This is a genomic window from Clostridium sp. CTA-1 (assembly GCF_054768215.1).
The window spans coordinates 93210-114175 of the sequence record NZ_BAAAAP010000009.1 but is presented as its reverse complement, the minus strand read 5'-3'; the positions used below and the strand labels follow the sequence as shown (position 1 = coordinate 114175).

The 20966-nt window shown below is 27.4% G+C and carries 22 protein-coding genes and 1 pseudogene; 19 read left to right on the top strand and 4 right to left on the bottom strand.

What is annotated here, in order from left to right; all coding sequences use genetic code 11:
* Window positions 1-90 precede the first annotated feature (90 nt).
* The 6 genes from ACYUEW_RS09610 to ACYUEW_RS09585 all read left to right on the top strand — a co-directional run bounded on the left by ACYUEW_RS09610 (window position 91) and on the right by ACYUEW_RS09585 (window position 4623).
* Complete coding sequence (locus ACYUEW_RS09610) at window positions 91-351, top strand: stage V sporulation protein S (protein WP_003362540.1); 261 nt, start codon at window positions 91-93, stop codon at window positions 349-351.
* A 155-nt stretch (window positions 352-506) separates the two neighbouring features.
* Window positions 507-1373, top strand: coding sequence for a decaprenyl-phosphate phosphoribosyltransferase (locus tag ACYUEW_RS09605; protein WP_003484904.1), 867 nt, complete (start codon window positions 507-509; stop codon window positions 1371-1373).
* Between the two features lie 18 nt (window positions 1374-1391).
* Entirely contained in the window at window positions 1392-2675 is a 1284-nt protein-coding gene (locus tag ACYUEW_RS09600; protein WP_003484906.1) for a glycosyltransferase family 39 protein, read from the top strand.
* A complete protein-coding gene (locus ACYUEW_RS09595) occupies window positions 2672-3028 on the top strand; it encodes an SMR family transporter (protein WP_030035629.1) in 357 nt (118 codons plus the stop codon). The genes ACYUEW_RS09600 and ACYUEW_RS09595 overlap by 4 nt, the downstream gene beginning before the upstream one ends.
* A gap of 33 nt (window positions 3029-3061) precedes the next feature.
* Window positions 3062-4255 (top strand): pyridoxal phosphate-dependent aminotransferase, encoded by a 1194-nt coding sequence (locus tag ACYUEW_RS09590; RefSeq protein WP_460276661.1) that lies wholly within the window; start codon window positions 3062-3064, stop codon window positions 4253-4255.
* Window positions 4256-4365: 110 nt separating this feature from the next.
* Entirely contained in the window at window positions 4366-4623 is a 258-nt protein-coding gene (locus tag ACYUEW_RS09585) for an HPr family phosphocarrier protein (RefSeq protein WP_003362134.1), read from the top strand.
* 27 nt (window positions 4624-4650) lie between these two features.
* Here ACYUEW_RS09585 and ACYUEW_RS09580 read toward each other — a convergent pair whose 3' ends face one another.
* Window positions 4651-4872, bottom strand: a complete 222-nt coding sequence (locus ACYUEW_RS09580; protein WP_045516890.1) for a DUF378 domain-containing protein — start codon at window positions 4870-4872, stop codon at window positions 4651-4653.
* Between the two features lie 262 nt (window positions 4873-5134).
* Between ACYUEW_RS09580 and purB the strand changes: the two genes are divergently transcribed.
* On the top strand, window positions 5135-6565 hold the full coding sequence (purB, locus tag ACYUEW_RS09575) for an adenylosuccinate lyase (RefSeq protein WP_045516888.1): 1431 nt from the start codon (window positions 5135-5137) through the stop codon (window positions 6563-6565).
* Window positions 6566-6613: 48 nt separating this feature from the next.
* Here purB and ACYUEW_RS09570 read toward each other — a convergent pair whose 3' ends face one another.
* Window positions 6614-7891: an FAD-dependent oxidoreductase gene (locus ACYUEW_RS09570; RefSeq protein ID WP_045516886.1), complete on the bottom strand. Its 1278-nt coding sequence runs from the start codon at window positions 7889-7891 to the stop codon at window positions 6614-6616.
* Between the two features lie 253 nt (window positions 7892-8144).
* Here ACYUEW_RS09570 and ACYUEW_RS09565 point away from each other — a divergent pair, with 253 nt between their 5' ends.
* The 6 genes and pseudogenes from ACYUEW_RS09565 (at window position 8145) to ACYUEW_RS09540 (ending at window position 13005) form a co-directional block, all read left to right on the top strand.
* Complete coding sequence (locus ACYUEW_RS09565) at window positions 8145-8552, top strand: GNAT family N-acetyltransferase (protein WP_460276660.1); 408 nt, start codon at window positions 8145-8147, stop codon at window positions 8550-8552.
* 241 nt (window positions 8553-8793) lie between these two features.
* A complete protein-coding gene (locus ACYUEW_RS09560) occupies window positions 8794-9495 on the top strand; it encodes a DUF5758 domain-containing protein (protein WP_460276659.1) in 702 nt (233 codons plus the stop codon).
* A gap of 712 nt (window positions 9496-10207) precedes the next feature.
* Window positions 10208-10925: pseudogene (gene arsM, locus ACYUEW_RS09555) on the top strand (arsenite methyltransferase).
* Window positions 10926-10969: 44 nt separating this feature from the next.
* Window positions 10970-11575 (top strand): hypothetical protein, encoded by a 606-nt coding sequence (locus tag ACYUEW_RS09550; protein WP_045517290.1) that lies wholly within the window; start codon window positions 10970-10972, stop codon window positions 11573-11575.
* A 503-nt stretch (window positions 11576-12078) separates the two neighbouring features.
* On the top strand, window positions 12079-12888 hold the full coding sequence (locus ACYUEW_RS09545) for an ATP-binding protein (RefSeq protein WP_459566322.1): 810 nt from the start codon (window positions 12079-12081) through the stop codon (window positions 12886-12888).
* Window positions 12889-12894: 6 nt separating this feature from the next.
* Entirely contained in the window at window positions 12895-13005 is a 111-nt protein-coding gene (locus ACYUEW_RS09540) for a YvrJ family protein (RefSeq protein ID WP_045517294.1), read from the top strand.
* 653 nt (window positions 13006-13658) lie between these two features.
* Here ACYUEW_RS09540 and ACYUEW_RS09535 read toward each other — a convergent pair.
* Together ACYUEW_RS09535 and ACYUEW_RS09530 are read right to left on the bottom strand one after the other, a co-directional pair.
* Entirely contained in the window at window positions 13659-14363 is a 705-nt protein-coding gene (locus ACYUEW_RS09535; RefSeq protein WP_460276677.1) for a permease prefix domain 1-containing protein, read from the bottom strand.
* A gap of 73 nt (window positions 14364-14436) precedes the next feature.
* On the bottom strand, window positions 14437-14769 hold the full coding sequence (locus tag ACYUEW_RS09530) for a PadR family transcriptional regulator (protein WP_045897250.1): 333 nt from the start codon (window positions 14767-14769) through the stop codon (window positions 14437-14439).
* Between the two features lie 500 nt (window positions 14770-15269).
* On the opposite strand from ACYUEW_RS09530, the gene ACYUEW_RS09525 reads away from it, so the two are divergent.
* The 6 genes from ACYUEW_RS09525 (at window position 15270) to ACYUEW_RS09500 (ending at window position 20720) form a co-directional block, all read left to right on the top strand.
* A complete protein-coding gene (locus ACYUEW_RS09525) occupies window positions 15270-15536 on the top strand; it encodes a hypothetical protein (protein WP_460276658.1) in 267 nt (88 codons plus the stop codon).
* A 190-nt stretch (window positions 15537-15726) separates the two neighbouring features.
* Entirely contained in the window at window positions 15727-16551 is an 825-nt protein-coding gene (locus tag ACYUEW_RS09520) for a CPBP family intramembrane glutamic endopeptidase (RefSeq protein WP_459566320.1), read from the top strand.
* Between the two features lie 376 nt (window positions 16552-16927).
* Window positions 16928-17938, top strand: a complete 1011-nt coding sequence (locus tag ACYUEW_RS09515) for a DNA polymerase beta superfamily protein (RefSeq protein WP_460276657.1) — start codon at window positions 16928-16930, stop codon at window positions 17936-17938.
* Complete coding sequence (locus tag ACYUEW_RS09510) at window positions 17928-19280, top strand: CCA tRNA nucleotidyltransferase (RefSeq protein ID WP_459566318.1); 1353 nt, start codon at window positions 17928-17930, stop codon at window positions 19278-19280. Before ACYUEW_RS09515 ends, ACYUEW_RS09510 begins: the two co-directional genes overlap by 11 nt.
* Window positions 19281-19493: 213 nt before the next feature.
* Window positions 19494-19961, top strand: coding sequence for a YsnF/AvaK domain-containing protein (locus ACYUEW_RS09505; RefSeq protein WP_460276656.1), 468 nt, complete (start codon window positions 19494-19496; stop codon window positions 19959-19961).
* A gap of 78 nt (window positions 19962-20039) precedes the next feature.
* Entirely contained in the window at window positions 20040-20720 is a 681-nt protein-coding gene (locus ACYUEW_RS09500; RefSeq protein ID WP_460276655.1) for a YsnF/AvaK domain-containing protein, read from the top strand.
* The last annotated feature ends 246 nt before the right edge of the window (window positions 20721-20966 follow it).

Below are 20966 nucleotides of genomic sequence, written 5' to 3'. Positions count from 1 at the left end.
TACAAAATTTAAAAGGAATTTTTAGTTTTTTGTAGAATAGATATATGTAAGTAAGACTATTAAATTAAAGTTAAAATAGGAGGTTTACTTATGGAAGTATTAAAAGTTTCAGCAAAATCAAGTCCAAATTCAGTAGCGGGTGCTCTAGCAGGGGTACTAAGAGAAAGAGGTGCTGCTGAAATACAAGCAATAGGAGCAGGAGCTATTAATCAAGCAATTAAGGCAGTAGCTATAGCAAGAGGTTTTGTGGCTCCAAGTGGAATCGATTTAATTTGTATACCAGCCTTTACTGATATAGAAATCGATGGCGAAGAAAGAACTGCTATTAAATTAATAGTTCAGCCAAGATAATTAAAATAATAAAACAAAAGGGCTTGAATTTATATTCAAGTCCTTTAATTTATCTTGAAAATGTGATAAATTAGATGTTAGTTATATTTTTATACTATAAATATTTTTATTTAAATGAGACCTAAAAATATATATGGTATTATTAGGAGGAAGAAATGGATATAAAAGGGATTATAGCATTGATGAGACCAAAACAATGGATAAAGAATTTTTTTGTTTTTGCAGCGATAATATTTTCAGGTAATCTAATAAATGAAGGTATATTAAAAAATAATATAATAACATTTGTATTATTTTGTTTAACCTCATCTACAATATATATACTTAATGATATAGTAGATCTGGAAAAGGATAAAAAACATCCTGAAAAGAAAAACAGACCTCTCCCAAGTGGAAGAGTATCTAAGACTACAGCTATAATTATGAATATAGTAATACTTTTTACAGTATTATTTTGTTCCTATAAATTTGTAGATTATAAGATTATGTATATATATTTATTATATATTGTAATGAATATATTTTACTGTTTTAAATTGAAAAATGTAGTTATATTAGATGTAATGGTAATAACCTTTGGATTTGTATTAAGAGTAGAAAGTGGTAGCTTAGCTACAAAGGTTTCTGTATCACCTTGGTTATTTTTATGTACCATACTTTTATCCCTATTTTTAGCTTTAAATAAAAGAAAAAGTGAAATAATAACTTTGAAAGATAGGAGTGGGAGCCATAGAAAGATATTAGAAGAATATTCTGTAGAACTTATAGACAATATGTTAACTATAGTAACCCCGTCTATATTAATATCCTATTGTATATATACTTTTAGTTCAGTACAAAGCAAAAGGATGATGTATACCATACCTTTTGTATTATATGGAATATTTAGATATCAATATTTAATGGCTAAGAGTAATCTGGGAGGAAAGCCAGAGGATGTTTTTAGTAAGGATAAACCTTTTTTAATAAATATGGTGTTGTGGGTAATATCAGTAGTGGTTATAATATATTTTAAACTTTAAGGATGGTGTATAAATGTAATGGAATTTAATTATTTAAGTGGTTATGAAAGTAAAAATAATAATTATAATAAAACAAATTATTATAAGATCATAATAGGTCTATCTATGGTTCTTTGTATCCTTTGGGTAATTTTTGTAGATACAAAGCCATTTTCAGATTTTGAATATTATTATAATTTAGCAGTGGATATAGCTAATGGAGGTGAATGGGGAGATACTTATACCTCCATAGGATACAGCATAGTTTTAGGAGGACTCTTTAAGCTTTTTGGAGCTAGCTTAGCCTTAGCTAAAATATTTAATTTAGTACTAACTTTTTTTGGACAAGTATTATTTTTAGGTATCTTAAGAAAAACAGAAATTACAGAAAGAAATAGAAAAATAGTATTTACTCTATTTGCTTTATTCCCAAATAATATATTTTTTAATAGTGTTGTAGGTACAGAAATATTATTTACTACATTACTTTTATTATTAACATATTTGTACTTTAGTGATATAAAATATAAATATATCATCTTAGGAGTATTGGTAGGAGCAACAACTATGGTAAAGCCATTTTTTCTACTATATGCTTTTGCTATATTCTTAGTAGAATTATTAAAAGAAAAATCTTTCATAAAACCTTTAAAATCAGCTATAATAATAGTTGTAGTAGCTTTAATTTCCATAAGCCCTTGGCTTTATAGAAATACAAAATATAATGGAGAGCGTACCTTTGTATCAAATAATGGAGGTATAGTACTTTATATAAATAATAATTCTCAAAATGATATGGGAAGATGGATGGATATACTAGATGTAGAAAATTCTCTAGCAAAAACAGAGGAATATAAAAAAGCCTCTGCTACAGGAAAAAATAAGATGTTAAATAAAGCAGCTAAAGAATGGATAAAATCTCATCCAAAGGAATTTGTAGTATTAGGATTTAAAAGACTTTTTAATACATACATGTGGGCAGATGACGTATTATACAGTACCTATGGTTCAACTATAAATAATAACATTAAATTTGCATTATTTCCTATAACAAACAGTATAAGAAATGCATTTTTTATTCCTGCTATTATATATATATTAATTTATAGTGTTTTTATAATAATACAAATAATAAAAGGAAGAACAGAAAAATTAAATAAATTTAATTTATATTCTACAATTATATTTTATATGTTCACCTCAGTATACTTTATTACTGAAGGACAAGGTAGATATGCTTTCCCATTAATATTTATAATGGTATACTTTTGGTTTTATTTTATTAAACATGGAATACTTTTATTTAAGGAGTTAAGAAGATGATATATTTGATATTAACATCAGTTTTTTTAGGAGCATTAGGACAAATATTAGTAAAGTATGGAGCAGTTAATTTAACATTAAATTTTTCACCAGCACACTTCTTACCTAGTATATTATCCATATTAAAAAATATTCCTGTAATGGCAGGTATAATATCCTATGGATTCAGTTTTTTATTGTGGATAAAAGTATTAAGTAAAGTAGAACTAAGCTATGCATATCCAATGGTAAGTTTAGGTTATGTATTAATAATGATATTCTCTTATTTTTTCTTCAAGGAAAATATAACACCTATAAGAATAGTAGGAGTTGCACTTATAATGATAGGAGTAGTACTAGTAGCAAGAAGTTAAATTTTTTAAATTAATAAAAATGGAGGCAAAAATATGAAGTTATCTAAAAAAGCAGTAGAAATACAACCATCCTTAACATTAGAAATAACTGCAAAGGCTAAAAAAATGAAAGCAGAAGGTATAGATGTTATAGGTTTTGGAGCGGGAGAGCCAGATTTTAACACACCAGAAAATATACAAAAAGCAGCTATGTTAGCCATAGAAAAAGGATATACTAAATATACAGCGGCTTCAGGTATATTAGAATTGAAGCAGGCCATAGTAGATAAATTTAAAAAAGACAATGGTTTAAATTATGAAACTAGTGAAATAATAGTAAGTAATGGAGCAAAGCAATGTCTTTCAAATTTATTTCAGGCTATATTAAATGAAGAAGATGAAGTTTTAATAGCTAAACCGTATTGGGTAAGTTATCCAGAACTTATAAAACTATATGGTGGAGTGCCTGTATTTGTAGACACAAAAGAGGAAAATCATTTTAAATATGAAATAGAAGAGTTAGAAAATAAAGTAACAGATAAAACAAAGGCCATCATAATAAACAGCCCTAATAATCCTACAGGAACAGTGTATAGCAAAGAAGACTTAGAAGCCTTAGCTCTTTTTGCAAAAAAACATGATTTATTAATAATAGCAGATGAAATATATGAGATGCTAATGTATGGAGAAGAGAAACATATAAGTATAGGAAGCTTGTCAGAGGACGCTTTTAAAAGAACTGTAGTAATAAATGGTATGTCTAAATCCTATTCCATGACGGGCTGGAGAATAGGATATGCAGCAGGTCCTTTGGACATAATAAAAGTGATGAGTAATATACAAAGCCATACCACATCTAATCCAAACTCCATAGCTCAATATGCATCTTTAGAAGCTCTTAGAGGAGATAAAACTCAAGTTGAAAATATGATAGTTGAGTTTAAAAAGAGAAGGGATTATATGGTCAATAGAGTAAATTCTATGGAAAATTTATCATCTATAAATCCTAAAGGTGCCTTTTATGTAATGGTTAATATATCAAAAGCTATAGGAAAAACAATAAAAGGAAATACCATAAAAGACTCAATAAGTTTTTCAAAGATTTTATTAGAAGAAGAAAAAGTAGCAGCAGTACCAGGTATAGCCTTTGGGGATGACAATTTTATAAGATTATCCTATGCTACATCTATGGAAAATATAGAAAAGGGATTAGATAGGATAGAAAAATTCATGAAAAAATTAGGTTAATAAGATCATGTAATGGTTTATAAAAACTGTTGAAAACTGTAGAAAAAAATGGTATAATGTTATGTATATGTTTTTTAAGAAACAGATAGATTATAAAAGAGGTGGATAAAATGTTAGAAAGAGAATTAACAGTAAACAGTTCAACTGGGTTACACGCAAGACCAGCGACTTTATTAGTAAAAAAGGCTTCATCCTTTAAATCAGATTTATCTATTGAATTTAACGGTAAAAAAGCCAACATAAAAAGTCTTATAGGAGTTCTTTCATTAGGAGTTACAAGTGGAGCAAAAATAAAATTAATAGCTTCTGGTGATGATGAAACTCTAGCTATAGAAGAAATCTCAAAACTAATAAATACATTAGAATAAAAATTAAGGGCTCTTTTGGGGAGCCTTTTATTTATGTTTTAAAGATCCTTTTGTTTTAAGAAGAAATAGTATCATATTAATTCCAGCCACTCCGATTAATATATAAATTAATCTTCCTACAAAATTTGCGGGCTCCCCAAATAATACACCAACCAGATTAAAATTACATAAACCTATAAGTCCCCAATTAATAGCTCCAACGATTACTAATATAAAAGAAATTTTATCTATAAGACTTACTTTATACATGAAATCCACTCCTTTAAATACATCTTAATAAATTATATTAACAGTATAAAAAAATAGAACAAAAATATTTTTATTAAATAATGTTTATTTAAAGAATAATTATAAAGTTAAAACCCCATTATAAGAAAGAATTAGCAAGAATTTAAAATAGCATATTAAGATAAAATACGAATATAAAATTGAAAAAATATTATAATATATGTTATAATATGAATAAATAAAAAAACTATATACATATTGTACGCATGGAGGAGATGGAGTAATGAGAGATATTTATAATAATCCCTTAAATAAAAGATATTCATCTAAAGAAATGAGCTATTTATTTTCAGAAGAGATGAAATTTAAAACTTGGAGAAAATTATGGGTAGCACTAGCAGAGAGTGAAAAAGAATTAGGTCTTAACATTACAGATCAGCAAATAAATGAATTAAAAAAGTATATAGATGATATAAACTATGAAGTAGCAGAAGAAAGAGAAAAAGAGGTTCGTCATGATGTTATGAGCCATGTATATGCTTATGGTGTTCAATGTCCTAAAGCAAAAGGGATAATACATCTAGGAGCTACTAGTTGTTATGTAGGTGATAATACAGATTTAATAATCATGAAAGAAGCCATGATTTTAATAAAGAAGAAAATTATAAATGTTATAAATAACTTGAAAAAATTTGCCTTAGAATATAAGCACGTACCAGCTTTAGGTTTTACTCATCTTCAACCGGCTCAACTTACGACAGTAGGTAAAAGGGCAACACTTTGGATGCAAGATTTAGTATTAGATTTAGAACAATTAGAATTTGTTATAGATACTTTAAGATTTAGAGGTGTTAAAGGAACTACAGGTACTCAAGCTAGCTTTATGGAATTATTTGATGGAGATGAAAGTAAAGTGAAGGCTTTAGATAAAAAGGTAGCAGAAAAAATGGGCTTTTCGAGGGAATATATGGTGACAGGTCAAACTTACCCAAGAAAGGTTGATTCAACTATATTAAATACACTATCAGAAATAGCCCAAAGTGCATACAAGTTTAGCAATGACTTAAGATTACTTCAAAGTATGAAGGAAATGGAAGAACCCTTCGAAAAAAATCAAATAGGTTCATCAGCCATGGCCTATAAAAGAAATCCAATGAGATCAGAAAGAATGGGAGCCTTAGCAAGATACGTTATAGTAGATGCCCTAAATCCAGCTATAACCTCTTCTACGCAGTGGTTTGAAAGAACACTAGATGACTCTGCTAATAAGAGAATATCTATAGCAGAAGCCTTCTTAGCTTTAGATGGAGTGCTTAAATTATATATGAATATATCAGAAAATATGGTAGTATACGAAAAAGTTATAGAAAGCCATGTAAAAACAGAACTTCCATTTATGGCTACAGAAAATATAATGATGGAAGCAGTTAAAAATGGTGGGGACAGACAGGAACTCCATGAAGTTATAAGAACTCACTCTATGGAAGCTGCAAGAAGAGTTAAACAGGAAGGATTATCTAATGATTTAATAGATAGAATAATAGAAGATAAATCCTTTGGATTAACTAAAGAAGAAATATTAGCTTTAATAGATCCTAAAAAATTTACAGGAAGAGCAGAAGGTCAAGTAATAGACTTTATAAAAGAAGCAGTGGACCCAATACTAGAACAAAACAAAGGAATGCTAGGAGAAAAAGCAGAAATAAATGTATAATATTTATATAAAAATTTTAAAAGGAGCCAGAATTATGGCTCCTAAATTTTATACTAATTTTTGAGCTAAAGCATCTTCTAGGTTTAATTTTGAAACTCTTTTTCTTATTTCTTCTCTATCTGTAGTATATAAGTTTTCTCCAACCATTCTCTTAAAGTATTCTGCACCAGCAAAGGTATATCTATTTTTTCTACCTTTCTTTGAATAAAGCTTATCATTTGCATAGGCTATTAAATCTCCTAAAGCTATATTTCTTGGAAGAATTAACATTGGCATGCCTAAGCAATATCTTACAGCATTGTGTCCAGCTAAACTTCCTGTGGTTATGGCTTCAGTGTGCCCAACAAATAAGCCGCTTTTTTCTCCTCCTACAAAGAGGTTATCTAGTCCTTTCACTTTCATATCATCTGTTCTTGGAGCCACAGACAAATATCTTATAGAATTTCCTTTTCCACCTGCATAAGGATCTATATATTTTACACTTTCTAGTCCTTTTATTTTTCTTAGTTTTTCTAGAGGATAGTAGGAAGTCATTAATTTTGCGTGTCCAGTATCTAGAATGACAATATTTTCTGCAAATTCTTTTAGAGCGTATTGCTGACAAACTTTCATTTTTAATTTATCTAAATTTATATCTTCTTTTGGAACCTTTAAAACCAATACTCCAGTTTCATCAAGTTCTTTTACTAATTCATCAGACATAGTTTCTTTAGCTAGTTTACAGGAACCACTAAAGGCTCCTAATAAATCATCTTCTCTTTCTCCTTGGAAATCATCTACTCCAGCTCTTGAAGTTAAGCTTACTCTAGGGCCAAAGGCAGGACATCGTAGAACACACATAGAACATCCATTACCATATCTTAAACAATTGCCCATAGGTCCTGTAGAACCAGTAGTTTCTATAAATACATCACCATCTACGTAAGTTCCGTCTGAAATATATATGCCTTTTATTTTATCTCCTTCTTTTTTTACATCTACTATTCTAGAGATAAGATGAATATCTATGCCCATATTTTTCATATGATTTTTTACAGCAGGTTCTATTTTATTTACATCATAAAGCCATGCATGTTTATGACCAGGGAAATCTATGTTTTTATGTCTACTGTTTTCATCTGTTATATTTATTAAATCACCAGCACCTAGAGCTATAAGCTCCTCTGCCGCGGTGAATCTTCCGTTATTTCTCATTATCCCACCAACATTACCTAATCCTAAAAGCAAATCTGTCTTTTCAAATATACTAACATCAGCACCAGCTTTTTTAGCGCTTATAGCTGCGGCACATCCAGCCCAACCTCCACCGATAACTACAACCTTCATTAAAAATCCACCCCCAAATTTATATAGGTCTTAATTAAACATGTTTTATAATTATTTATATAATTTTTTAACCGTTGTAACCCTCCTAATTTATCCTCATACTATTAAAATATTTTTTTAAAAGATTTTTGTTACATAAAGTTTTATAATAACTGTTTATGAGTATAAAAAGTAAACTAGTAAGATTTTATAAAAGTAGCGAGAAATAAGGTTGCACTCATTTTTAAAAAAGCTGAATTTGATATAATGTACAATGAAGGTGTTCCAAAAGAAGGCTTTTTTATCGGATTATCTATTATATGGAGAGTGTCCTGGCTATAACAGAATTAATGAGAGCATGAAAAGATCTATTAAGCAATGCTATACATTTAAAATTATGGATGAAAATACTTTCATAGGTGATGTAATTGTAAGATATAATGGCAATAATAACTATTATTTAGGGGCCCTTTGCATCATTCCGGAATATGAAAATATAGGCATAGGACAAAAAGTAATGAGTTTTATTTTTGACTATTTTGTTGATCCTAAACATTGGTCGCTTGAAACTCCTGTTGATAAAAAGCGTAATCACTATTTCTACAAAAAACTAGGTTTTAATATAACAAAAGAATATATGGATGGTAGCGTAAAAGTTGCGCTTTTTGAAAAGAATTTGTAGTGAGGTTATGAGCATAATGTATAGTAACGTTAATGAAAATGGTTAGATATTCATGGTATAATTGAAATTAGTAAGATATTGTAGAGTATTTGAAGATTTATAAGGCTAGTATCTATTAAATATAATAGGAATATTTTGGACACTTGTATTGAAGGTACGTACCTAAGAAGGAGTTAATGCAGGTTGGCAAAGTATATGTGAAAAATATAAAATTACGGATGCAGAAAAGGAGGAAAATATCATGCGCAAATTATCACAAGAGGAATTTAAAGAGATATTAAAGAATAGGAAACCAAAAGAAAGACTTGTTTTAAAAGAGATAGAACTTTTTGACATGGATTTTACAAGCTGGAATTTATCTAATATTGATTTCTCTTTGAGCGCATTCCATCGAGTTAAGTTTGATGAGGCAAATCTAGAGTACAGCAGTGCTTTTAATGCATTGTTTGATGAATGTACTGTACGCAAGGCGAACTTTAGACATGCAAATTTAGAATGTGCAGTGCTTCGATATGCAGATATGACTGGCTGTAACATTGAAGGTGCAAATTTATATGGTGCAGTGTTAGAATATGCTAAATTGGATGCTATTATTTCCGATAAGGATACAAAATGGTTTCATTTATGCTGCCCAGAGAAAGGAGCCTTCCTTGCATATAAGAAGTGTTTTAATGATCGTTTAGTACAACTTCTAATACCGGCAGATGCAAAGCGCACTTCGGCTACGTTACCTTCTTGTCGCTGCAATAAGGCAAAAGTTCTTACAATTAAAAGTTTCGACTATAAAGAAAGTTATGTGGAAGCTTGGTCTTTAGTAGATGAGAACTTTGTTTATCGTGTAGGTGAATGGGTAGAAGTAAAGGATTTTAATGAGGATCGATGGATGGACTCTACTACGGGTATTCATTTTTGGATGACAAGAGAAGAAGCAAAGAACTATTAAAAGCCAATATTTATTTAAAATACAGTATTATTCATAAGTGAATTTGCGGTATTTTTTATGTCGTATTTCAAATATATTATTACATAGTTACTGAAGAAGTACAGCATGAATATGATTTTTTCGAAACTCTTTTTCTTTGTTATAAGAGTTGTATTCATAATCCTTTCTCTTAAGCTAGAACTCTATAAACAAAATAAAGCGCATAAGTTTGTTAATTGTAACTTACACACTTTATTTTACTCTATTCTGTTGTATTTCCTTCTTTAAAAGATATATATTGTTTTTTAAGATGTCCTGAAATTTTTCACAATAAAATTTAAAATATTATTACACTCCTGATAGTAATTCGCAACAATTTTGGCTATAAATCTCTGTTTATAACAGAGGATAAAATTGAGCATCCAAGGTCATTTGCTCGAAAATTAATAAGTAATAAAGTATAATATGATATGTTTTTTTATTTATAATTTTCTTAAAGTAAGTCAGATTGGTAAAATTCTGCATTGCAACAATAAATATAAAAAGAGTGGAATGACTTGTGAAGATTTAAGAAATTATAAAAGTAAATTGGGGAATAGTTGTAAATGTGAAAATAATTAATGATATCATTGAAGACAAAATAAAAAAACTTAGTTGAGAGAGTTAAAGATAATTAAGATGATGATGAAGTTCTACAACTTTTATTTATCAATGAAGAATTAAGGTAAGGAGGATAAAAGATGGTGATTTTAAAAAGGGCGATGTTAGAAATGCTGTTCGTAATAGTTATAGGAAGATAGCTATTGGAAATGCAAAAAAGGATAGATGCTGTGGGGGAAGCTAATATGAGGTTAGGTTGCGGAAATCCCCAATTAATAGCTAATCTTAAAGAAAGCGAAACTGTTATAGACCTTGGAAGTCGAGGAGGATTTGACTGTTTTTTGGCTTCAAAGAAAGTTGGGATTAAGGGATATATTATTGGAGTTGACATGTCTCCAGAGATGATTAATAAATCAAGAGTTATGTCTAAGAAATATGGATATAGAAATGTAGACTTTAGATTAGGTGAAATTGAAAATCTTCCTGTAGCAGATAATACTGCGGATGTAATTATTTCAAATTGCGTTATAAATTTATCTCCCAATAAACAAAGGGTATATAATGAAGCTTATCGTGTATTAAAAAAAGGTGGTAGAATTGCTATTTCTGATATAGTTCTTATTAGAGAATTGACCAAGGAAATGAAGCAAGATGAGAAGCTTTATTGTGGATGAGTTACTGGGTCATCTTCAGCTGAAGAATTAAAATTATATTTAGAAAAGGCTGATTTTAGTGATATTAGAATTGAAACTCAAGAAGTCTCAAAGGAATATGCTGAAAAATGGGGACATAACTTAAAAGTTGGAGAATATATTGTGTCTGCATCAATAAAAGCAATAAAATCAAAATAGTAAAACGTTGCAGATATAATGTTTGGTATGTAGGGGTGGCATATATGATAAAGATAGAATATCTAATTGAAAATAAAAATACCATAGATGAGGTTGCTAAGCAACTAAATACTAACGACATAGAATATCTCATAAATCTATTAAATGAAAAAAATAATGAAGTAAGATACACTGCATTTCTTGTTCTACAAAGTAGTAGTCAAATGTTTTCAGATGTTTATAAGTATTGGAAAGATTTTTGCAAAAAACTCAGTAACAGTAATTCATATCAACGAAGTATTGGTATAATGCTTATTGCAGAAAATAATCGTTGGGATGATCAGAATAAATTTGAGGATATTATTGATATATATTTATCCCATTGTGAAGATGAAAAATTTATTACTGCAAGACAAACAATTCAAAGTATTAATAAATGGATTATGTATAAAAAAGGCTTATTATCATTAGTTGTACGTAAACTTATAAGTATAGATATATCAAAATACAAAGACAGCCAAAGAAAATTGATTCTGGTAGATATAATAAGAGTATTATCTGAAATTCAAAAAATTCAACCCACCAATGATATTATGGAGTACATAGATAATGCAATAAAATGTGAATATTTAAATAACAAAGATATTAAAGAAATTCAAAAATTATTTTAATAGTGATTAGAATAATAATTTAAAGGGAGTAGAAAAAAATTTTTCTACTCCCTTTATAAAATTTCAAAAGTTATAGGTTTTTAAGTTTTTAAAATATATATTATGTTGAATATATATTTTTCATATATCGTATATTTAAATAGAATGTACTTAATACAATAGAAAGTTTGGAACTAGTCCTATTATTTATAAAAATTGTACGGATAAAAGAGACAATATATCAAAAGCTATTAATGAACTTGAAAGTGCAGGATATATAGAAAGAGTTTTAAGAAGGAATTCTAAAGGAAAGCTCTTAGGTGAATATGATTATAACATTTTTGAAATTACACAATTTATAAAAGATAATAGTAAAGCTTTTACAAAACTTATCGAAAGTTGAAAAGCCCAAATAGAAGATGAATCTGATAAACATAGTTATAAGTATATTAAAAGTGTTTTGGAAAATTGGAAAATAAATGGGGGAGTAATGGAAAATAAGAAGGTAAAAGGTGGTGATTTTGGTGGCACTAAAAACGAGCATAAACAGAATAATGAAGGAGATAAAGAATCAAAGAGAAAATGGTCTGGGTATAAACCACCAAAACCTAAATTACAAAGAGATAGAAAATGTAAGGGACTCATATAAAGAAGTTTGTAATAAATGCGGTGGTAGTACATGGATAACTAATATAGATAAAGAGGGTAGAGTTTATTGCAGAAGGTGTAGCTGCTATGAAATGGAAAGAGATAAAGATATGTGGAACTTAGCAGGAATAAATACAGAGCAATCTAAACATACCTTTTCAAACTATAAACCCTATAATGAAACAACTGAATTAGCAAAGAATACAGCCATTAAATATTATAAAAATTTTGATAAAATTAAAAATACAAGACGAAATAGTATTGCTTTTATAGGGCAAGTAGGTAGCGGGAAAACTCATTTAAGTATAGCTTTAGCAGTGAATTTTTTAAGGAACAGACAAGTTCCAGTTGTATATATGCCTTATAGAAATACTATAACAAAAATAAAACAAAATATGATAGATGAAGAATATTATAGTAAAGTTTTATCAAAGTACCAAAAGGCAAAGATTCTTCTTATAGATGATTTATTTAAGGGTAAAATAAATGAATCCGATACAAATATAATGTTTGAAATAATTAATTATAGATATATGAATTATTTACCTATGATAGTTAGTTCTGAATTTACCGTAGAAAAGCTCCTAGATTTTGATGAAGCTATAGGAAGTAGAATAATTGAAATGGCAAAGGATTATACTGTTGAAATAGTTGGGAAGGAAAATAATTACAGATTAAAAATTTGATATTTAATAAGCATTGTAGGATTCCCAGTAGCGATTAGTGTATATCTTTTAGTTAGAGTTGAAAAAAAGATTGATGATTTAATTAAAGCTTTTAATGACTATACTAAAGAATCATAATCCGCTACGGAACACCAAAAGAGAAAGGTCTTAATTTTAGAACCTTTCTTTTTATTTTTGCATTTTGTATTCCATAGTCATATATATAGGTGAAGACAAGGATAGGAAGCGTTCATTCAAACCTCCAAAAGTATTGGAGCGAATTGGAATGGGATATATAAAGTTAGGTCAACCAATTCCAATTTTGAGTGGTGGTGAAGCTCAAAGAATTAAATTAGCCAAAGAAATTGGAAAGCAGAAAAGGGAAACATTCTTTATATACTAGATGAACCATCCACAGGATCAAGTCAATATGATACTGCCAAATTAATTACATTGCTTGATGAATTAATTATCGATGGAAACTCTGTTATAGTCATTGAACATGATTTGGATATCTTATCTTCATGTGATTGGATTATATACTTCCATTTGTTTAACAAATAAAGACAATGGTTACTAAATAAAAAACGCTATTTAGTAATCTGTAATAATATGATTATATGGATATTTTAATGGAATTAAGAAATCAATAAGGGATATGAAACAAAAACTGTATAATATTAAAGAGTCCCTTGAAAGGCAAAATAATTAGGAGAGTAAAAGCTTTCTATGATTTATTATTTTATCATGGAAAGCTTTTTTAGATGTTGAATTTATAGATTAGTAATATGCTAGTTATTATTATGAGGATCTTGTTTTTTTACAATTAGATTAAATCCATCTATTTTTGTTATGATAATAGGATCACCTTTTTTTATTGGCTCATCTTGAGAATATACTTTCTGTGGAGCATTGTTGAATATAGCCTTACCCTTATAATTAAAATCTTCATAAGCTAATCCTTGTTGCCAAAGAAATTTCTGTTCTTTTTTTATTCTTTTAGATTCAATAATAGAGCGTTCAATAGCTATTATTGGTGCAAAGATTAATAGGAGGATTATAGTTTGTAAAAGAGAATGAGACATCATTACAATTGCTAATGAACAAATAAATGCAGCGTTGGCATTTGAACCTCCACGTTGACTTTTACCATAAAAGAATGGAAGGTCTGAATATTTTTCAACTCCTATCCATATTAGCCCATATGCTGATAAAAATATACCTAGAATTCTTAAAATATCAATTGGCGCTATAGATGAAAAATCTGATCCATCTAATTCTGATAGCATTTTTAATATCTGTAAAGTTAGAGTTATCATAATTAGTGCAATAATTTGAATCCAATCAATAGTTGGAGGATGTACAGAATCTAACATTTTACCTGTAGCTTTTGGATCGCCCATGTCTTTAATAGCAGCTTTTTCAGCATCATCATTAGAATAGCCCATTTTAATATAAACTTCTTTTTGGTCCATAATGTGATTTTTTATTTCCATACAAATCTCCTTTCTGATTTTTCTATTAGAAATGTTTTTACTTAAAATACGTAAGTATTCATCTTCTCTCATATTAATCCACCTCTAGTTCTAGCACAGATGCCATAGTTTTAACATATTTTTGCCATATAGAAGTTTTATCTTGCAATAATTTTTTACCTTGTAATGTTAAGGAATAATATTTACGAATTTTTCCACTAACTTCTTTTTCATAACAATTTAAATAGTTTTGTTTTACTAAATTGTGTAGTAAAGGATACAATGTACCTGCTTTAAATTGAAATACATTGTTTGAATTAACTTGTAGAGTTTCAATCATTTCATAACCATACATATCTTTACTTTGAAGTAATTTTAAGATAAGCATAGTCATATCTCCTGAATATAAACTGTTGTCAGTTGGCATTTTATTCACCTCTTTCATATATTAGAAATTTATTTAACTTTTATAGGTATAAAGATATATAGATAATCTATATATGATTTGTTAATATTAGGATATATCGATTATCTATATATGTCAATAGGTTAATGAAAATTTTATTAATATTTCAATATTTTAACATAAAAAATTAAATAGATTTCAAAACTATAAGAAATATTTATTTATTAGATGAGATGGGGATAAATAAGAATATTTTTGAACTTATATAGATAGATTTATTTTACTCATGATATAGATAAGCTTTTAACTAATATTTAATGTTGTGTTTATTTTATTATTATGTTTTTTTAATTAGTTATTTATTAAGGTAGCAAATAATATTTAAAAGTAGTAGAGGGCTATCTAAGTTATATATATTTTTAATATTTAGCTATATTAATATGTTATATTATGTAATAATATGTTATAATTAGTTGCAATAATAAAAATTTAACATATGCATTTAAATGGGGGGTGAGTTTATGTTTAATAAAAAATATCTCAAAACAATAATTTTTGTAGCAATATTATCAATAGAAGTGATTGGATTAACTGGATGCAACTCCTCAAAAAAAGAAATAAAAATTCCTGTTACAGTTGGAGAATATCCTAATTCACAAAATACCGTAAGATTAGAAAAAGGAGATGCTGTTGAAGATATTGAAGACATTGGTGATGGTTGGATTAAATTTAAAAGCAATGGTAAGATTTTAACTTGCCCAAAAGATAAATTAGAAAGAAGTTACTAAATAAATTAAATGTGTTAATTAATACTTACTTCTAGTGATAAAATAATAGGTCCTTAGAATTATAATATGAAAGTATTTAATGTACAATTTTTAATAATCCTAGTTTTGTTGCATTATAAAGGTGAGTGCTATAACTTAATTTAGTACTATGTTATTTATATTAAAATTTTATTATATAGGTGGATGATTTATGGAAAGTAAATTAAGAGATAAAGGTTTTCAATTATCTGTAGTAGGTGCTTTGCTAATAATAATATGTGATTTTATATTAGAACTTCTTGTGGGTATTCCTTTTGAAATCCTATCAGAAATTATACATGTTAATTCTTATAATAAATCTTTAGAATTAATTGTAGGTATATTAAAAGAGGTAGTTCCTAATATTTTAGCTATAATAATTATTTTAAAGGTAATAAGAGAGGATTATAAACCTAATTTTAAAATAAAATATGCTGAAAAATTTAATCTTAAGTTATTATTATGTACAATTTTTTTAATGTTAGGATTCTTTTTTTGGTTTCATAGTTCAATTGGTATGATGATAAGAAAAATTCCAGTATCTGAATCTTGGGAAAAAGTTTTTGAGGATATTTTAAAAAATCCTTATCTTATGTTTATTTCATTTATAATAATAGCACCTATTTTTGAAGAAATACTGATGAGAGGTATTATTTTAGAAGGCTTTTTAAATAGGTATAAGCCAGCAACTGCTATAATTATTTCATCTATTATGTTTGGAGCAATGCACTTAAATATTTTTCAATTTGTTAATGCTACAATTGGAGGATTATTTTTGGGAGTTATATATTATAAAACAAGATCTTTAGTATTATGTATAGTTGCTCATATGATAAACAATTTAATACCTATCTTAGGTATTCAGCGTAATATTATAAGTTTTTTCATAGGTGCAATAATTTTTATAATAGCAGCAATATTTTTTCAAAAATATATTAGAGAATTAAAATATGTTGATGTGAATTTTCAGGAGAATAGTGTATCATCAAAGGTATAAATAATAAGCTAAAATATAAGAAGCATAGAAATACTTTAAATGTATAAATAAGAACTAAATAATCTAAGGAAAATATTAAGTGATTATATACATAATGGGAAAACACGTGCAAGCAATGGATAAAGAAAGCCTTATGCTCATATTTCAAACTTAAGATTACAAGAATTAGTTAAAATGAATAAAAGATTATATCTAAAAAATGGATGAATAAAATAAATGAAATTTTTATTAAAAGTATTGCTTAGCTAGCATTACTTTTTTTATTTAAATAGATTATGATGTGGATTTAGGTATAAATTTTTGGTATGATTTAGAAAATAAAGATAAAGCTCAGTTAAAAAATGATTAAATAATTAATTAAGAGGTAAAGAGTATTATGAATACACAGGATATAAAACAAGAATTAAATAGCAAAGAATATAGTTTTTTAAGAAACAACGAACATTTAGGAAATAATATAATCTTATTGACTACAGGAGGAAGTTATGCCTATGGTACTAATGTTGAAAGTAGTGATTTAGATATAAGAGGCATAGCTACAGAAAGAATAGAAGAATTAATAGGATTATCTTCATTTGAACAATTTGAAAATAAAGAAACAGATACTACAATATATGCATTAAATAAAGTTATAAAGTTAATGCTTAATTGTAATCCAAATATAATGGAATTGTTTGGAACAAAGGAAGAGCATCTATTTATTTGTAATGAATATGGTAAGTTATTAAGAGATAATGTAAATTTATTCTTATCTAAAAAAGTAATACATAGCTTTGGAGGATATGCTACGGCTCAATTAAGGAGACTTCAAAATGCTTTAGCTAGAGATTCTTATCCTCAATCTGAAAAGGAGCAACACATGTTAAATAGTATAAAGAATCAAATCGTGTCTTTTGAAGATAGATATAAAAAAATTACAAATGAAAATATTAATTTGTATATAGATAAATCTGAGAAAGGAGATTTAGATAGTGAAATATTTATGAATGTTAATCTAAAAAATTATCCTTTAAGAGATTTCAAGAATATATATTCAGAAATGAGTAATATACTTAAAGATTATGAAAAATTCAATCATAGAAATAGCAAAAAAGATGAGTTACATTTAAATAAACATGCATTACACTTGATTAGATTATTAAAAATGGGAACAGAATTACTAGAAGGTAAAGGAATAAATACATATAGAGAAAAAGATAGAAGTTTATTATTAGATATAAGAAATGGTAAGTATAGTTATGAAGAAATATTTGAAATGGTAGATGAATATGAAAAAGATTTTAAATATGCATCCGATAATACAGATTTACCTAACATACCTAATTATAAAAAAGTAGAAGAGCTAGTTATAGAAATTAATAAAGGTGTGATAAATAATGCTAAATAAAAATATAAAAATTGAAATACCTAAAGGTGTAGAGTATATTATAAATACTTTACAAGAAAATAATTATGAAGCATATATAGTAGGTGGTGCAGTTAGAGACAGCTTACTTGAAAGAAAGGTTAATGATTGGGATATAACTACTAGTGCCCATCCACAAGAAGTAGTGAACATATTTGAAAATTTAGGATATAAAATTATACCTACAGGATTGAAACACGGAACGGTAACAATATTAATTAATTCTATAGGCTATGAAGTAACTACATTTAGAATTGATGGAGAATATGAAGATAACAGACGTCCTAAAGAAGTTACGTTTACATCAAATTTAAAAGAAGATTTAAAGCGTAGAGATTTAACTATTAATGCAATGGCTTACAATGACAAAACAGGATTAGTAGATTATTTTAATGGATTAGAAGATTTAAATAATAAAATAGTTAGATGCGTAGGAAATTCAAAAGATAGGTTTAATGAAGATTCACTAAGAATGTTGAGATGTATAAGATTTGCTTCACAATTAAATTTCGATATGGAGGAATCTACAAAATTTAATATAAGAGAATTAAGTAAAAATATAAATAATGTATCTATGGAAAGAATCAGAGATGAATTATGCAAAATATTAGTAAGCAGCCAACCGGTTTATGGCATAAGAAATATAATTGAATTAAATTTAGTAGATTATATTATTCCTGAACTAAAAGATTGTGTAGGTTTTGAGCAACATAATATACATCACGATAAAGATGTTTATGGTCATATATTATCTGTAGTAGAAAATGTACCTAATAAATTAGAATTAAGATTAGCAGCATTATTACATGATATAGGAAAACCTAAATGTTTTAGTATAGGAGACAATGGACAAGGGCATTTTTATGGGCATCAAAAGATAAGTGCGGATATGACTAAAGATATATTAAAAAGATTAAAATTTGATAATAAAACAATAGATAAGGTAGATAAATTAGTTTATAATCATATGACTAGATACAATAAATTAAGAAATCCTAGCATAAAAAAGTTTATTAATAAAGTAGGAATTGATAATTTAGATGATTTATTTGAGCTGCAAATAGCTGATATAAAAGGAAGTGCTAAAGAATATCATAGTTTCGATAATGTATTAAATTTAAAAATAAAGTGTGAAAAAATACTTAGTGAAAAACAGCCTTTAACAATTAAGGATTTAGATATTGATGGATATGACTTAATGAAGTTAGGAATAAACCAAGGAAAAGAAATAGGTATTATATTAAATAAATTATTGGATATAATTCTAGAAAATCCTAATTTAAATAATAAAGAAGACTTAATTAAAATAATTGAAAGTATTTAAAAAAGATATTTATTTTAATATTTAGAAATTGAATTTTAAATGTATCCATTCAAAAATATAGTTCTTTAAGTATTATATAACCTTTTAAATGAAAATAGCATTTATTTGTTGTAAGCTATTTACTCTAACTCCATATTTCACAAAGTATATATTACTATAGCAGGGATAAAATATTAATGAATTGAAAATATGTATTTATAGGAGGTAATACTTATGATGGGCTTATTTGACAATATTTTTGGTAATGATAATGACAATGACAATAGGAAAAGTAAAGATGAGGGAAGACTTACACTTCATAAAGAAGAGCTTGATATAGATAAAAGCAACGTTCAAAAGGGTGAAGTTGAACTAAGCAAGGAAATTGTTGAAGAACAAAAAACAGTTGATGTTCCTGTTACACACGAAGAAGTTGTTATTGAAAGAAGAGCAATAGATAATGAAGCTAGTGATACACCTATTAGTGATATTAATGATGAAGAAAGCATACGTATCCCAGTTAGTGAAGAACAGGTTAATGTAGATAAACACACATTAGTAACTGGAGAGGTATCTGCTCATAAACGTGAAGTTCAGGACACAAGACGAGTGGATGAAAATCTAAAAAGAGAAAAAGCTCGCATAAACACACATGGTGATACAGATATAGTGGATAATGATAAAGATGAGGGCTTCCATTAAAAAACTTATAAAATAAATAAAAAAACACCTCTCAAATTATATATTAGATTTAAGGGGTGTTTTTTAGGAGGATAGAGTATGTTAAACAAAGATGTACCTAATACAGAAAGTAATCAATATTTAATAGCTGCTACTATTGGTGGAATAATTGGTTTTATAATTGCTATTTTGTATAAGTTCTCGATTTTAACTATACCTGGATTTGTAACTATATTTACAATTATATCAATTGACCCAATCATAACTGGAACTATACTAGGCATTGTTGTAGGCGTAATTATAGGTATGTTAATGACTCAGAGTAAGACATATGAGGACAATATTGAAACAAATTCAAAAAAGATTCCTTATAATTCAGATAGAGATATGAAAATGCAACTTCGGGAAGAACAGATGAAAATATCCAACAGCAAAATACGAACTGGTGAGGTTTCTATTCACAAAGAAGTTTTAACAGAAGAAAAGAATATTACTGTACCTGTAAAACGTGAGGAACTTGTTATTGAAAAAACTGTTTGTGATCCGCAATTTCATGATAAATCAGAAAGTCATACTGAGACTATTCGAATTCCTATAAAGGAAGAACGTATCGACATACACAAGCAACCAGTAGATTTAGAAGATGTTTCAGTTAGTAAGGATCAATATGAGGAGGTAAAGCATATAACTGAAACATTAAAAAAGGAAGTACCTCATATTAGTATTAATGGGGATGCAAAAATTGTGGATAAGGAAATCGATAAAAAATATCCAAGTTAGAGATATGGGATAATTAATAGCTCTAAACACTTTCTGATTGTAAAAAGGGAGGGTCAGGAACCTTTTTGTTTAACGTCATAACTGAAAAATGCACAATTTACTAAAACACTATATTATTCAAGTTAGAATTTTATGGTGTTTTTTCGTGGCATTTCAAATATTATGTCTAAGAATGAAATTATTATAGTTTAAATTAATTAAAAGAATGTCTTTCAAAATTAAATAAAGAGATGCTTCAAAACATTT